The sequence below is a fragment of the Arthrobacter sp. TMT4-20 genome (genome assembly GCF_054510775.1).
On record NZ_JBTNDW010000008.1, the window covers coordinates 115,888 to 129,696 of the forward strand.

Consider the following 13,809-nt stretch of genomic DNA (forward strand, 5'->3'; position numbering starts at 1 on the left):
TGACCCTGGGGGCCGCTTCTGCTTGTCCAGCGGGTGGCACGCCACCGACGGGCTAGAGTAGCGGGCTCATTGCCAGGAAAAGAATCGCGCCGATAAATGCGGTGACTACCGCCGTCGAGAACCACACGATCAGCACCTTCACCACTTCACGGCCGCGCACGGTCGGGAACCGCTGGTTGGCGCCGGCTCCAAGAATGGCCGAGGTCATGGTGTGGGTGCTTGAAAGCGGCATCGACAGCGAGATGGAGCCGACGAAGAGCATTGCCGAGCTGACGCCCTGGGCAGTCATCCCCCGCAACGGGTCCACGCGGACCAGCCGGTGCGCCAGGGTGTGGGTGATACGCCAGCCACCGAACAGCGACCCGGTTGCCAGCAGCACTGCCGCAAAGATTTGCACCCAGAGGGGCACCTCGGCGCCGGTTGCGATACCGCTTGCCACCAGGGCGAGGACCACCACCACCATCGTCCGTTGACCGTCCTGCAGGCCATGGCCCAGCGCAAACACCCCGGCAAGCACCGATTGCGCCATCCGGCTACCGGAATTCACCTTCCGCGGCGGACTGTAACGGAGCAGCCAGATGGCCGGGAACACTGCCAGATAGGCGAGCAGGTACGCCACCAACGGCGAGAGCAGCAAGGGGAGGGCAATCTGCAGCAGAAAAACCTGCTCGGAGTCGGCGATCGATTCGCCACCAATCAGGGCCGACGCCCCACCGGACCCGATCAGGCCGCCAATGAGGGCGTGGGTGGACGACGACGGCTTGCCCCGGTACCAGGTGAACAACCCCCAGCACAGCGCACCGAGAAGGCCTGCGATCAGGATGCCGAGGCCAACCCGTCCGGACGGAACCCGCAGGGCGTCGCCGGCGAACAGGAGGGCGACGCCGGTGCCAAGGAGCGCGCCAATGAGGTTGAAGACCGCTACCAGAAGCACGGCGATACTGGGGGTCAGCGCCCGGGTGCGCACGGCGGTGGCCACCGAATTGGAGACGTCGTGGAACCCGTTGAGAAACGCGAAACCTCCAGCGAGCACGATGACCATGCCCAGGAGGAACTGTTCCACCTATGATTCCTTGACGAGGATGCTGCCCACGTGGGTGGCAACCTTTCGGATGTCTTTGGTGACATCGACCAGCTGGTTTGCCACATCCCGGTGTCTGGCGTAAACCAGGGTCTTGTGGTCGTTGAGGAGTTCGGAACACCAGATCCGGTGGGTGCGCTCGGCGCGTTTGGCTAGCCGGAGGATCTCGATCCAATACTCCTCGAGATCATCCATCGAATTCAGTCGTTTCATCGCCTCAGCGGTGAGTTCCGCCTGCCGGGTGATCACCTCGAGCTGTTCAGTGGCCCGGCGGCTTAGCTTACTGAGTTGGTAGAGGGAGATGAGCTCGGCAGCGCCGTCGAGCTTCTCGATTGCCTCGTTCAGCATCCTGGACAGGGCATAGAGGTCCTCACGCGGCAGCGGGTTGACGAAGCTGCTGCGCATCGACGTGAGCAACGCGTAATGGAGATCGGTTGAGTTCGCCTCGTGCTGGTGCAGTTCCTCAGTCAGGCTGTCGTAGTCACGCTTGTCCGCCCCGAGAATTCCCGACATGGTGCGCACCCCGAGCACCAGTTGCTGGGCCATGTCCGAGAGTAAGACAAGGCCAGCATCCTCCTGTGGAAAGAGGCGAAGCTTCACGTGGACTACCTAACCTGCCGGGGCATCGAGTTGATCAGTTGCTGCCTAAGAATAACTGACAGGCCCGGGGTGGCTCATTTCGACTAGTTGTCACCGCCCTGGCGCCCGGCCGCGTCGCCGTTGCCACTCAGATGTCGTTCAGTAGGCACAAAAATGGTGTCGAACCGGGAGCGCCTCTCGGCGGAAGGCCGCTCGAAGCGGCTAAATGTTGAAGCCCGGGGGTTCCACGGTCCGACACCACTTTCAGTGTTCTCCTCCGGTGCGCTCCTGTCAATATTGACCGGCACCCCAGTGCTGACTAGTCCAGTTCGCCCCGGCGCCAGGAGGCAGCAGCATGCTCAAGGTCTTCGGCGGTTTTGATCAGCTGGTGCGAGTTGCGGGTCAGCTTGGCCGCGTGCACCCCGTTGGCTGGTTCGGCGTCGTCGGCATGATGGGTCTGGCCCAGGGCGATCACCCGGCAAAATGCTGCGAAACGTTCGAGTGCGACGTCGAACTCGCCTTCGAAGGCACCCGAGAGAATAGTGTCGGCCATGGACCGGACCTCCTCTGCACCCGGCGGCTCGGCAACGCCGGCCACTACCTTGGAGACCTGTGCGACATCCTTACCTGACTCAAAGTAGGCAGCGATACGTTCGGGATTTTGCTGGGTAGCCGCCCGAAGGGCGTAGAGCCGCCACAGCGCGCCGGGAAGGGATCGTGCGGGACTTTCCGCCCACATCTCCGCGATTGCCTCAAGGCCCTGCTGGTCGGCCAACTCAACAAGACGCTGGGTGATGTCCGGATCGTCAGCGAGCCGGCCATGGTGAACCAACGCGTGTGCCGAGAGGTGGGCGGCCTCCGACACCCGTGAGGGATCGGCACCGCCCGCGAAAACTTCAAAGTCCAGTGGCGCGAAGGGCTTGGGCTTGTGATGCCGTGGACTCTGGTTCTCGTAGTTACCGCTCATGAATTGAGGATACTCCTGCCATTTCCCTCCATGCCAGAGTCACTGGGCCGGAGCCCGCCAGCTAGTTCGCCAGGCAGGTGCGATTGGGATGGGGAAGGCCTCGACTTTGCTTGCCATCATTGTTCCAATGAGTGGTAAGAGCACGCGCAGATCCGATCTCAGCTGGCTACTTCGAGCAGGAGACACCCATCGTCCCCGGTACCATCCGGGACAACCGGCTCCTCACACACCCTGATGCCACCGATGACGAGACCTGGGATGCTCTGCGCGCGGTGTGGCGGGCGGATCAGGGCCAGCGGAACCCACAGTGAGCTGCTCGATCGTGACGACCTGTACCGTCAGCTGGTCGAGGCTGTCCGGATAATTGAACCCGCGGTCAGTTGACCCCACCGGCCCGGCAAATGGCCGCGTTCGGCACACGGCGGCAGGATGCGATAATGTAGGCAGGTCATTTCGACCACTTCGGTGGTCAGGAATGATGCGGGCCTTTAGCTCAGATGGTAGAGCATCGGACTTTTAATCCGTGGGTCGAGGGTTCGAGCCCCTCAGGGCCCACATCAGTGGGATACCCGAACAAAGAATCCCCGCCGTTGAGCGCAACGGCGGGGATTCTTTGCATTTCAGGTGAGAAGCGGGATTGACTCCACCGGGTTAAGCGTTTGAATAGATAGTAGGCAATTCCATCTGGGCGCCACGGTTTCGGCCCAACCCGGTTCGAGACCTCGGCCCCGCTGAGAGGACGACCCATGGATGCTGCCAGTTTCATCCTTCAAGCGGCGATTGCCCTTGCGCTGGTAGGGATCCTCTCCGCGGCAACCGCCTTCGCCTTGTCCAGGTGCCTGAGGCGGAACGACGACGCCGACTCCCTGTTCTGGTACGGATTCTCGGGTTTACTCGCGGTCGTGTTTGTCATCATCGGCGCGGTAGCAACAGTTCCCGGGAGCGGCGGATTGGTCAGCGCAGGGGCACTGGTCTTCGCTGGCGTAGCGATGGGCTGGCTGTGGCGGGGCGAGCGTGAACGTCGGCGCAGGGTCCTGGCCGAGGAGATTCGGGAGGTGCGCGAAGGTCTGCGGACCAGGCACGAGAGAGTCCTGCAGCAGTGGGTCACCTATGAGCTGGATCCGGCCGCGGCAATCGACTTCCCGGCGATGACTGACCTCAGCCGTAGCGACACCTCACAGTTGATCCGTTCGATGCGGGCGGCGGCCCTGATGCGGGAGCAGTTCGAGGGTGACGACGTCGACAGCTCCGAGTATGAAAGGGCCGTAGCAGGGCTGGAGGCGGCACTACGGGCCGCCGAGACGGCCGCCGGAGTTATCCGGACCGACCCGATGGGGCGCGAGCTACCGGCCACCGGCAAATCCATCTAGTCAGTCTCCGGGCGGCTCTGGCCGAGCTGCTGGGCAGCGTGTAAGTTTAGGCTCATGAGAACACTAATTTTCGAGTAGTCCCTCAGGGATTACCTGCTGCCTACCGAAAACCATGCTCGTCGAGGCTGTGCCTCCGAGCGACGTTTCTTACTCACCTAGTGGCCGTTGAATCCAGTTCGGCGGTCGGCTATTTAAGGATCACCATGACCGACCAAGCGAAAAACCACACCAGTAATGCCCAAGACCAGACCGACGAACTGTCGATACATTTATCGGACTCGGCGGCAAAAAAGCTTCAGGACGACCCACGGGCCAAGCTTGCACTGGAGAAAAAGAACCCAGACTTCGGGAAGCTGGCGGGATCGCGGAGCACCGGGCCCAACCACCAACCGGTTCACCGCAGTGGGAAGCAGGGCAAGACCGAGAAGAAGGCTCGCTGGTAGGCCGTCGCCCCGAGACGGCGGTGTCACCGACCCGAAATGGGGCTGGCCGTTAAATTGAGACTGGCTCCGCGTTCTGCGTATGGGGGAATCGCAGAATGGGGAGCCAGCGATCTCAGTATACTTCAAATTCTGTACTGGAAGTCCAATTGAGAGGTTGTAATGGCAGTCACAGCTAAGTCATTTCAGCTGTGGCGTGCTCGGGTCGCACCCGAGGATACCGTCGCGGACCTTTGCCGCAAGGCAGGAATCAAGAGATCCACCCTCGGCCAGCAGCTGGTTCGAGGGAAGGTGGCGATCGGGACCGTCGTCAGCAGTGCCCGAGCCTACGGCCTGAACCCAGCACAGGAGCTGGGCAATTTCGATGGTTACCGGGACCTGCCCACAGGGATCCGGGAGCCAACCGACGCGGAGCTGATCAGCCAGGTTTCACACATCGATATTCTGAGACTCCTTGTGGCCCGTAGCCAGGATGAAGAAGAGGCGGGCCGCGAAGTCCGGTTTGAGTTGGCACCGTTTCCGCATCGAAATTCGGTGCGGGCGTGGATTGACGCCGTGGATCGGGGCGAACTGCGCCAGGGACTCGCCGCCAGGGCAGGGATTGCTCCGCAGAATTTATCGGCGCAGCTCACTGCTGGCCGGCTGACCCCTGAACTCGCTGTCGAGGCTGCGCGGGTCGCGGAAGTCTCGCTCACCAGCGGGTTGGTCGTAACGAGCCTCCTCACCTCGGCTGAGGGCGGGTGGCCGGCCGACGGCCGGAATCGGGCGTTGGGTATGTTGTCCGATGCAGACCTTGTGCTGCTGGCCCGCGACCGGCTTGATGTGCTGGGCAAGTCATTGAAGAAGCTCGAGCTAGCCAATAGCCGAGATCAGAACCTTTGGGAGAACCTCGGATGAATGGGCAAGTGATCCAGTGGATAGTGCTGGGGCTTTGCATAGCGTTTGTCCTGCTGCGCCTTCCTGACGCTATCCGCGGGCGGGGGCGGGGGATTTTCACTGCTCTGGTGCTGCTGGTAATTGCCGTGGGGCTGAGCTTGCCGCAGATTTACCTCCCTTGTGACCGGTTTCTTGGCGGAATCAACATTGCGAACCTCATCATCAGGCTCTCCCTGTATGCGGTTTTCGTGCTGCTTGGTCTCCGCATCGCCGCGGCGTTCAGGTCGCCACGTACGCGCTGGCTTATCGTCGGTCCAATTGGTGTCACAGTGTTGGCGGTGGTCGTTCTGGCTACCGTCGTACTCTTTGCGATGAGCGACCTTCCGGAAAGCTCTACTGGCCTGTTCGCCTACGGGGGTCAGGAAACGGTTCGTCTCTACGCGGAGGCCGGGAGGCTCTACCCGGGTTACGTCGCAGCCTGCCTGGTCCTGCCCGCCCTTAAAGACCTCGCGGATCCTGCCGGGCGGCCCGCGCACCGGAGCGCGTCGGCGCTGCTGGCCGTCGGGTTCGGAGCAGTTGTGGTCTTTGCGGTGGTCAGCCTCGTGCCCGGGACGAGCCTTGGGGTCTGGGAGATCGGCCTGCCCTTCGGTGCGATCGTGCTGGTGACGAGCGGCCTGACGATCATTTGGGCGTCACGAAGGCGGACCGAGTTGTCGCCGCGCACCAATCATCTTGCGTGATTTTTGACGTTTTTGTGATTGATTACCCCCCGGGTATTCACGTTTTCATCATCGTGTGGCAAAATTATGATTGTGTAACTCCGCTTGCCGTGGGGGACGGCGGAGCTACAGAGCGGGGTGGGGCGTCCATTAGAACGGGTGGACGCACCTACCCGCTCTTTGGGCGTCAACCGGTCCAGGCGTAGCGTTTCTCCGGCCGGCCCGCGGCGCCATATTTGGGCGTGATCTTCGCTTGTTCCCTAGCCACCAGGTACTCGAGATAGCGACGAGCGCTCACCCTCGCCAACCCGAGTCTCAGGGCAACCTCCGATGCCGACGACCCTTCAGGGGCCGACCGGAGATCACCGATCACTGCAGCAAGGGTGGGACCGGATAGCCCTTTCGGGAGGATAGGCGGGAGCATTGCTTGCGACGATCGAGATCCACCGGCCGCTCCCCGTTGCTCCTGCGCGGGGCCCAAGAGCGAGTCAATTCCTGCCTGATCGAGCGTAGGAGACCCCCCGGCACTGTGTTCGAGGATGCTGCGCCGATGGGCAACATACTGATCAAGACGTTCCAGTAGGACCTTCGAGTTGAATGGCTTCACCAGGTAGTGCAGCACACCACCGGCCATCGCAGCGCGCACCGTCTCGAGTTCACGGGCAGCGGTAATCGCAATGATGTCCACGGGGTCGCCTGGTAAATTCCGGGCCGCGCGTAGCACCTCAATACCCGATAGATCCGGCAGGTGAATATCCAGCAGCACCAACTCTGGTCGGTCGTTGGTAATTAGCTGCAACCCGTCGGTTCCGTTGTAGGCAACGCCGACCACGTCAAACCCCCCATGGGCCAGCAGGAACCCGGTATGGATCCCAGCCACCTCCCGGTCATCATCGATGACTGCGGTGCGGATCAATTGTGTCACTGGCGCTCCACGCCCACTGCGACCGGCGCAGGGGCGAGGCTGACCCTGAACTCGGCACCCCCGAGTGGGGAATCGGTCACGGAAATCTCACCCTTCCGGCGTTCTGTCACCCGCTGAACCAGTGATAGCCCAAACCCTCGGGCAGCTGATGGGCCGTCGGCCTTGGTGGTGATGCCGCTTTCGAAGATTTGCTGCCGCGCAGACTCCGGGACGCCTGGTCCGTCGTCGGACACCGTGATCACGCACCCCGCTTCGTTGGCTGTCGTCGAAATATGGATCGTCCCGTTCGAGACGATCGCCTCCATCGCATTGTCAATCAAATTTCCCAGGATGGTCACCTGATCAGTGGTCCCGTCGGGATTCAACGTCGAATTCCCGTCAACAATCACCTGGATGTTCTTTTCCTCACCGATCGTACTCTTCGCCATCAGCAGGCTCGCGGCGTCGGGGTCGGTGATTCCCGGGCAGAGGTCGCCGGAGACCACTGATCCACCGTGCCCCGAACGGGTGATGAAATCAACCGCCTGTTCGGTCCGGCCGAGTTCCAGCAGACCGGAAATGACGTGCATTTTGTTGGAGAACTCGTGGGCCTGCACGCGCAACGCCTGGGTCACATCCCGGGCACCGTCCAGGTCCTGGAGCAACTGGTGCAATTCGGTGCGGTCCCGGAGGATCAGCACGCTACCCACTCGTCTACCGTCAACAACCGCGCGGTTGGCCTGGGCCAGCAGCACCCGTTCGCCCACCAGCACTGTGGTTTCCATCGCCCCATCCGAATCGAGCATCCCGCCGAGGGCTGGCTCCAGCACACCATCGATGGGTCGCCCAACGGCCGAGTCATCAAGACCCAGCAGCCGCCGCGCCTCATCGTTGATGAGTGCCAGGTTCCCGCGTTCGTCGACGGCCACCATTCCTTCACCGATGCCGTGGAGCATGGCGTCCCTGGTCTCGAGCAGGGTGGCAATTTCTTCAGGCTCGAGTTTGTAGATCCGGCGCCAGACCAAGCGGGACACGTAAATGGCTCCTGCCGATCCCATCAGGGCCGCAGCGATCAGCCAGATCAACAACTGGGGCAGATCCTCCTGAAGGTCCTGGCTGAGCCGGGACTCGAGGATTCCCACCGAAGCGGTACCGATCACCGAGCCGTCGGCATCGAAGATGGGGACCTTCACGCGCCACGACTCTCCCAGCGTTCCTGTCTGGGTGCCCACGAAAGTTTCACCCGACAATGGAACTGAGGGGTCAGTGGAGACCATGCTCCCGATCATGTCCGGGTTTGGATGTGAGTAGCGGATCCCTGAGTCATCGGTGACCACCACGTAGGTGACGTTGGTCGACTGGGCGATCAGCTCGGCTATCGGCTGGATGGTGTCGCTGGGACGTTCGTCGTCGAACGCCTCGATGATGGTGGGCAGTTGCGCCACCGATTGCGCGACCCCAACCATGCGCGATTCGTACGCATCGCGAATCTGCTGCTCCTGCATTCGGATTGCCACTGACCCAGCGATGAGAACAATGATCAGCACGATCGACAGCTGCAGCAGAAACAACTGTGACCTAAGCGACATTGACTGGATCATGAAGCTATTTTGGCACGTCAGAGCCCGTTCGACGCCGTGCACCCCATGACCGTAATGACCAATACGCGCGTTATGTCCACATTCTTCCCCGCTGGACCATGGCTCCCTACGATGAACCGGACGGCTTGGTGATCTGCATCACGCCCAGGAAAGGAATTCATCATGAAGCTTGATCGCCCAATGAAGCGCAGTTCAGCTTTGGTCGCTGCGGCGGCCGTATCGGTATTGGCCTTGTCGGCGTGCGGTGACAGCGGTGCCGAAACCCCCGAAGGCGGCATAGACCGCCTGAACATCGTGGTTCCCGCCGATCCAGGCGGTGGCTGGGACCAGACCGGAAGGGCCATCCAGGCCGATCTCGAGGAAAACGAGCTGGTCGGGAGCGCCTCAGTGGTCAACGTCGGCGGCGCCGGTGGCACCAACGGCCTCGCCCAGCTCGCCACCGAACAGGACCCCAACACCCTCATGGTGATGGGCTACGTCATGGTGGGTGCAGTGGAGACCAACTCCGCGGAAACCCGGATTGAGGACACCACCCCAATTGCACGGCTCACTGACGAGCCGCTGATCGTCGTCGTACCAGCCGATTCCCCGTACCAGACCATTGAAGACCTGGTTACTGACATTGACGAGAACGGGCAGGCAGTATCGGTCACTGGCGGGTCGGCTGGCGGCGCGGACCACATTCTCGCGGGAATGATCCTCGAGGCCGAGGGAGTAGCCCCCGACAAGCTCAACTACATCCCGTACTCCGGCGGCGGCGAATCGTTGGCTGCGCTGCTGGGCAACCAGGTATCGGCTGGTATCTCAGGCGTCGGCGAATACGCTGAACAGGTCAAAGCCGGAACGGTTCGCGCGCTCGCAGTCTCCGGCGAGGAACCTGCCGGTCAGGTGCCCAAGGTTGAGACCCTGACCGATCAGGGCATTGACGTGGTTCTGACCAACTGGCGCGGCGTCGTCGCTCCAGGCACGATCGACGAGGAGCAGGCAGCCGTCCTGACCGAGCTGATCACCGAACTCCACGAAACCGAATCGTGGCAGGAGACTCTGACCGAGAACAACTGGGCTGATGCTTTCCTCGTCGGCGAGGAGTTCCAGACGTTCCTCGACGAGGACATCGAGACGGTCAAGACCACCCTGACAGACATCGGTCTGCTGTAGCCGTTATGAGCACTCACCCACCAGAGGCTCAGACCGGCGGCGTTGACACCGCTGCCGGTCGGCCCATCGGAGAAATCATTTTCGCGGCGGGGGTCCTCAGCCTCGGCATTGTCGGGTTTGTTGCCGGCGCAGGCATCAAGATGCCGCCGTCAGCTACCGGTATTGGCCCCCGCGAATTCCCTTTCATCGTGTCAGGTCTGCTGATTTTCCTTGGCACCGCCATCATCATTCAGCTGCTGAGGGGCCGTCGAGGCGCCCCCGAGGAGGGCGAAGACGTGGACCCCAACGCGAAAACCGACTGGCTGACGGTTGCCAAGCTGGTTGGGTTCGTGGCGCTGCACATTCTGCTTATCGTGCCAGCAGGCTGGCCGGTTGCCGCTGCGGTCCTGTTCTTCGGGGCCAGTTGGACCCTGGGCAGCCTGTCGTGGTGGCGGAACGCGGTGATCGCCGTCGTCATGGCGTTGGTGCTGCAGTTCGTGTTTGCCGGTCTCCTGGGCGTCTCGCTGCCCGCCGGGTTCCTCCTGGAAGGGGTTGAGATCTTCAATGGATAACTTCATGGCCCTGATGGAGGGTTTCTCGGTTGCTATGCAGCCGATGTACCTGCTGTTTGCCCTGGGTGGAGTGCTCGTGGGTACTGCGGTTGGGGTGCTACCCGGGATCGGCCCGGCGATGGCCATCGCGCTGCTGATGCCCATCACGTATAGCCTCGACCCGACTGCCGCCATTATTGTGTTCGCCGGGATTTACTACGGCGGCATGTACGGCGGGTCAACGACGTCGATCCTGCTCAACACGCCGGGCGAATCGGCGTCCGTGGTCACTGCCCTTGAGGGTAACAAGATGGCGAAAGCGGGTCGCGGAGCGGCCGCGCTGGCGACGGCGGCGCTCGGCTCGTTCGTCGCGGGCACCATTGCCACCGTGCTGCTGACCTTCCTCGCTCCGATGCTCGCCGAGTTCGCGGTTCGGATTGGCCCGGTTGAATACGTTGCCCTGATGGTCGTCGCCTTCCTCACCGTCGGCGCGCTGCTGGGTGCCTCGGTGCTGCGCGGGCTCGCATCATTGTGCATCGGTTTGTTCCTTGCCCTGGTTGGTGTTGACGCTCTGACCGCCCAGCAGCGCTACACCTTTGGCAATCCGTTCCTCACCGACGGCATCGACGTGGTGCTGGTCGCTGTGGCGCTGTTCGCGATGGGTGAGGCACTCTACATCGCTTCACGGATGCGCCACGGGTCGGTCGATGTGATCCCGGTCAGCGGCAACTGGCGGAAGTGGATGAAGCGGGAGGACTGGCGCCGGTCCTGGAAGCCCTGGTTGCGGGGCACTTTCATCGGGTTCCCCATCGGGACCATTCCGGCAGGCGGCGCCGACGTCGCCACCTTCGTCTCCTACGCGGCTGAACGCAAGCTCGCCAAGGGGGAGGACAAGGCCCAGTTCGGAAAGGGTGCCATCGAGGGAGTTGCCGGTCCCGAATCGGCTAATAACGCTGCCGCTGCGGGTGTGCTGGTTCCGCTGCTAACGCTGGGTATCCCCACCACCGCTACGGCGGCGATAATGCTGGTGGCCTTCCAGCGGTACCAGATCCAGCCTGGCCCCCTGCTGTTCGAGGTCGAGGGCGCGCTGGTTTGGGCCCTGATTGCCAGCCTCTACGTCGGCAACCTGATGCTACTGGTGTTGAACCTGCCGCTGGTGGGGCTATGGGTGAAGATTCTTCAGATCCCCCGTCCCTACCTGTACGCAGGGATCCTGGTGTTCGCAGCGCTGGGGGCGTTCTCGGTGAACTTCACGCCGGTGGATGTCTGGATTCTACTGATCATCGGGATTCTCGGGTTTTTCATGCGGCGCTATGGTTACCCGATCGCGCCGCTGGTGGTGGGGCTGATCCTCGGTCCCATCTTCGAGGATCAGCTCCGTCGGTCCATGGCCATCTCGCAGGGTGATCCGACCGCGTTGATTACCTCACCGATTGCGGCGGTGATTTACGCGACCCTCGCGCTCATCTTCGCCCTGTCGTTCTGGATGAAGAAGCGCCAGAAGGCGATGGAATCATCAATGGCTGAAGACTCGGTCACCAGCGGAGGGGGAGACCAGGCCCGAGCCTAGGCGTAAATCCGCCTAGGCGTCGTGGTCTGTCTCCAGGATCTGCGCCAGGCCCTCGAGGGCCTCCTCGGCACCGTCGCCGTCTGCACGAAGGACGACGACGTCGCCGTGGGAGGCCCCGAGGCCCATCAGCGACAGGATGCTTGACGCATCCATCGCATCTTCAGCTGGTTCACCCTCCATGGCGATGGTGACTTCCAGTGGGAGCTCACCTGCCGCCTCAGCGAAGATTGCTGCGGGCCTTGCGTGCAGGCCGACACGGCTCGCGACTGTGGCTTTGCGTTCTGACATAGGGTTCCTCCTTGGTTGGGGCGCTTACTGGCCCAGGGTTTCCAGAATGGGGAGCCGTTCACGGACGGCGGTGCGTCCGAGGTCGGCTGTTGGAGCGGCGAGGGCTAGCGCCGCCAGCTCCTGGGCTTCGGTGCGGGTCACTGAGGCGAGAACCGCAGCGACGGTGGGGAGCGATCGGGCTGACATGGAGAGAGTCTGAACTCCCAATCCCACCAGCACGACGGCGAGGGCGGGGTCAGCTGCAGCCTCGCCACACACCCCCACCGGCTTCGCGTCCGCCGTGCCTGCGGCTGCCGACTCGGCGCCGGCGACCGTGAGTTTGATCAGCTGCAGCACGGCAGGCTGCCAGGAGTCGTTGAGGGTGGCCAACTGTCCCAACTGCCGGTCGGCGGCCATCGTGTACTGGGTGAGGTCATTCGTTCCCAGCGAGGCGAACCCCACATGCTGCAGGATGGCTTCGGACGTCAGCGCAGCCGAGGGTACTTCGACCATCACGCCGGGCTGGTCGAGGCCCTCGGCCAGGCACATTTCACCGAAGGATTTCGCCTCGGCGGCAGTCGAGATCATCGGTGCCATCACCCATACCTCCGCCTTCGTGTCGGCGGCGGCCCGGGCGATCGCCTGAAGCTGGCGGGTCAGCACGCCGGGGCTGACGGATCCGGTCCGGTATCCCCTCACTCCCAGCGCAGGGTTGGGCTCCGAGGCGTCGGTGAGGAACGGTAGCGGTTTGTCAGCGCCCGCGTCGAGTGTTCTGACCACCACCTTGCGGCCCGGGAACGCGTCGAACACCTCCCGGTACGCTGACGCCTGCTCTTCGCCGCTGGGCTCGGTCTCACGATCCAGGAAGCAGAACTCGGTACGGAGCAGGCCTACACCTTCGGCCCCAGCAGCTGCTGCAGCGCGAGCATCCTTGCCGGATCCAACGTTCGCCAGTAGCGGCACCAGGTGTCCGTCGGCGGTGGCACCCGTCCCATTGAACGTCCCGAGTGCGGCGGCCTGTTCGACCCAGCGGTCCGCCGCGGCGCGCTCGTCGTCGCCGGGGTCGGTGATGATGGTGCCAGCCGCCCCGTCGACGTACACACTTGTCCCGGCCTCGATGGTGTCGGCGCCGGTTGCGGCCACCACTGCCGGGAGGCCCAGCGCGCGGGCAAGGATCGCGGTGTGGGACTGAGGGCCGCCGCTGCTGGTGATCAGAGCCAGCACCTGGCTGGAGTCGAGGGTTGCCGTGTCCGCCGGAGCAAGGTCCTCTGCCGCGAGGATGAAGGGTTGCTCGGAGGTCGGAACGCCCGGTGCCGGAAGCCCGCGGAGTTCGGCCACCAGCCTCGCCCGCACGTCGTGAACGTCCTGGGTCCGTTCGGCCATGTAGCCGCCGAGACTGAGCAGCATCTCGGCCACAGCCGAACCGGCTTCCCAGACGGCACGTTCGGCTGAGGTGCCGGCAGCGATGAGTTTGGCCGCCGATTTCAGGAGCATCGGATCGGCGGCCATCATTGCTGTCGCCTCCAGTACTGCACTTGCGTCCTTCGTCGCGGCATCGGCGCGCCGCTTCAACTCGGCCTGGACGGCCTTGGAGGCCGTCTTCAGCCGTGCGGTCTCCGCCTCGGCGCTCGTGTCCGAGCCCCACCGCTCGTCCGCGTGTGGTTCCCTTGCACTGGCAGGCATCTGTAGGACAGGCCCGATCACTCGGCCAGGGCTAACCCCGACTCCGGTTAGTTTCGTCATTGAA

15 protein-coding genes and 1 tRNA gene are annotated in these 13,809 nt (G+C 63.0%); 9 read left to right on the top strand and 7 right to left on the bottom strand.

Annotation, left to right across the window (positions count from 1 at the left end; genetic code table 11):
* Positions 1-52: 52 nt before the first annotated feature.
* From ACX80Z_RS09630 to ACX80Z_RS09640, 3 genes are all read right to left on the bottom strand, one after another.
* Positions 53-1,063, bottom strand: coding sequence for an inorganic phosphate transporter (locus ACX80Z_RS09630; protein ID WP_459315695.1), 1,011 nt, complete (start codon positions 1,061-1,063; stop codon positions 53-55).
* Positions 1,064-1,681: a DUF47 domain-containing protein gene (locus ACX80Z_RS09635; protein WP_024477172.1), complete on the bottom strand. Its 618-nt coding sequence runs from the start codon at positions 1,679-1,681 to the stop codon at positions 1,064-1,066.
* 298 nt (positions 1,682-1,979) lie between these two features.
* Positions 1,980-2,627 carry a hypothetical protein gene (locus tag ACX80Z_RS09640; protein ID WP_019483960.1) on the bottom strand — a complete coding sequence of 216 codons (648 nt, stop codon included), beginning with the start codon at positions 2,625-2,627 and terminating at the stop codon, positions 1,980-1,982.
* A 131-nt stretch (positions 2,628-2,758) separates the two neighbouring features.
* On the opposite strand from ACX80Z_RS09640, the gene ACX80Z_RS09645 reads away from it, so the two are divergent.
* The 6 genes from ACX80Z_RS09645 to ACX80Z_RS09670 all read left to right on the top strand — a co-directional run bounded on the left by ACX80Z_RS09645 (position 2,759) and on the right by ACX80Z_RS09670 (position 6,053).
* Positions 2,759-2,938, top strand: a complete 180-nt coding sequence (locus ACX80Z_RS09645) for a hypothetical protein (RefSeq protein WP_459315697.1) — start codon at positions 2,759-2,761, stop codon at positions 2,936-2,938.
* A gap of 171 nt (positions 2,939-3,109) precedes the next feature.
* A tRNA-Lys gene (locus ACX80Z_RS09650) sits at positions 3,110-3,182 on the top strand.
* Positions 3,183-3,373: 191 nt separating this feature from the next.
* Positions 3,374-3,997, top strand: a complete 624-nt coding sequence (locus ACX80Z_RS09655) for a hypothetical protein (RefSeq protein WP_019483959.1) — start codon at positions 3,374-3,376, stop codon at positions 3,995-3,997.
* A 158-nt stretch (positions 3,998-4,155) separates the two neighbouring features.
* Entirely contained in the window at positions 4,156-4,440 is a 285-nt protein-coding gene (locus tag ACX80Z_RS09660; RefSeq protein ID WP_459315699.1) for a hypothetical protein, read from the top strand.
* 159 nt (positions 4,441-4,599) lie between these two features.
* Positions 4,600-5,334: a hypothetical protein gene (locus ACX80Z_RS09665; protein WP_019483957.1), complete on the top strand. Its 735-nt coding sequence runs from the start codon at positions 4,600-4,602 to the stop codon at positions 5,332-5,334.
* Complete coding sequence (locus ACX80Z_RS09670) at positions 5,331-6,053, top strand: hypothetical protein (RefSeq protein WP_459315701.1); 723 nt, start codon at positions 5,331-5,333, stop codon at positions 6,051-6,053. Before ACX80Z_RS09665 ends, ACX80Z_RS09670 begins: the two co-directional genes overlap by 4 nt.
* Before the next feature lie 166 nt (positions 6,054-6,219).
* On the opposite strand, the gene ACX80Z_RS09675 is transcribed toward ACX80Z_RS09670, so the two are convergent.
* Complete coding sequence (locus ACX80Z_RS09675; protein WP_019483955.1) at positions 6,220-6,957, bottom strand: response regulator; 738 nt, start codon at positions 6,955-6,957, stop codon at positions 6,220-6,222.
* Positions 6,954-8,537 (bottom strand): ATP-binding protein, encoded by a 1,584-nt coding sequence (locus tag ACX80Z_RS09680; protein ID WP_459315704.1) that lies wholly within the window; start codon positions 8,535-8,537, stop codon positions 6,954-6,956. The genes ACX80Z_RS09675 and ACX80Z_RS09680 overlap by 4 nt, the downstream gene beginning before the upstream one ends.
* A gap of 162 nt (positions 8,538-8,699) precedes the next feature.
* Between ACX80Z_RS09680 and ACX80Z_RS09685 the strand changes: the two genes are divergently transcribed.
* Genes ACX80Z_RS09685 through ACX80Z_RS09695 form a run of 3 tightly spaced genes read left to right on the top strand, consistent with a single transcriptional unit; the run spans position 8,700 to position 11,795 of the window.
* On the top strand, positions 8,700-9,695 hold the full coding sequence (locus ACX80Z_RS09685) for a Bug family tripartite tricarboxylate transporter substrate binding protein (RefSeq protein ID WP_459315706.1): 996 nt from the start codon (positions 8,700-8,702) through the stop codon (positions 9,693-9,695).
* A 5-nt stretch (positions 9,696-9,700) separates the two neighbouring features.
* Positions 9,701-10,246 carry a tripartite tricarboxylate transporter TctB family protein gene (locus ACX80Z_RS09690; protein ID WP_019483952.1) on the top strand — a complete coding sequence of 182 codons (546 nt, stop codon included), beginning with the start codon at positions 9,701-9,703 and terminating at the stop codon, positions 10,244-10,246.
* The gene (locus ACX80Z_RS09695) at positions 10,239-11,795 is read left to right on the top strand and encodes a tripartite tricarboxylate transporter permease (protein WP_019483951.1); all 1,557 of its coding nucleotides are present in this window, start codon (positions 10,239-10,241) and stop codon (positions 11,793-11,795) included. The genes ACX80Z_RS09690 and ACX80Z_RS09695 overlap by 8 nt, the downstream gene beginning before the upstream one ends.
* 12 nt (positions 11,796-11,807) lie before the next feature.
* Here ACX80Z_RS09695 and ACX80Z_RS09700 read toward each other — a convergent pair whose 3' ends face one another.
* Both ACX80Z_RS09700 and ptsP read right to left on the bottom strand, forming a co-directional pair.
* Positions 11,808-12,083 (bottom strand): HPr family phosphocarrier protein, encoded by a 276-nt coding sequence (locus ACX80Z_RS09700; protein ID WP_024477181.1) that lies wholly within the window; start codon positions 12,081-12,083, stop codon positions 11,808-11,810.
* A gap of 24 nt (positions 12,084-12,107) precedes the next feature.
* On the bottom strand, positions 12,108-13,805 hold the full coding sequence (ptsP, locus tag ACX80Z_RS09705) for a phosphoenolpyruvate--protein phosphotransferase (protein WP_459315707.1): 1,698 nt from the start codon (positions 13,803-13,805) through the stop codon (positions 12,108-12,110).
* Positions 13,806-13,809 lie beyond the last annotated feature (4 nt).

Bases quoted from the DNA above. Each gene is read 5' to 3' on its own strand.
- ACX80Z_RS09665 (WP_019483957.1), top strand. From the start codon at position 4,600: ATGGCAGTCACAGCTAAGTCATTTCAGCTGTGGCGTGCTCGGGTCGCA.
- ACX80Z_RS09695 (WP_019483951.1), top strand. From the start codon at position 10,239: ATGGATAACTTCATGGCCCTGATGGAGGGTTTCTCGGTTGCTATGCAG.
- ACX80Z_RS09700 (WP_024477181.1), bottom strand. From the start codon at position 12,083: ATGTCAGAACGCAAAGCCACAGTCGCGAGCCGTGTCGGCCTGCACGCA.
- ACX80Z_RS09690 (WP_019483952.1), top strand. From the start codon at position 9,701: ATGAGCACTCACCCACCAGAGGCTCAGACCGGCGGCGTTGACACCGCT.
- ACX80Z_RS09640 (WP_019483960.1), bottom strand. From the start codon at position 2,627: ATGAGCGGTAACTACGAGAACCAGAGTCCACGGCATCACAAGCCCAAG.
- ACX80Z_RS09685 (WP_459315706.1), top strand. From the start codon at position 8,700: ATGAAGCTTGATCGCCCAATGAAGCGCAGTTCAGCTTTGGTCGCTGCG.
- ACX80Z_RS09670 (WP_459315701.1), top strand. From the start codon at position 5,331: ATGAATGGGCAAGTGATCCAGTGGATAGTGCTGGGGCTTTGCATAGCG.
- ACX80Z_RS09680 (WP_459315704.1), bottom strand. From the start codon at position 8,537: ATGATCCAGTCAATGTCGCTTAGGTCACAGTTGTTTCTGCTGCAGCTG.
- ptsP (WP_459315707.1), bottom strand. From the start codon at position 13,805: ATGACGAAACTAACCGGAGTCGGGGTTAGCCCTGGCCGAGTGATCGGG.
- ACX80Z_RS09655 (WP_019483959.1), top strand. From the start codon at position 3,374: ATGGATGCTGCCAGTTTCATCCTTCAAGCGGCGATTGCCCTTGCGCTG.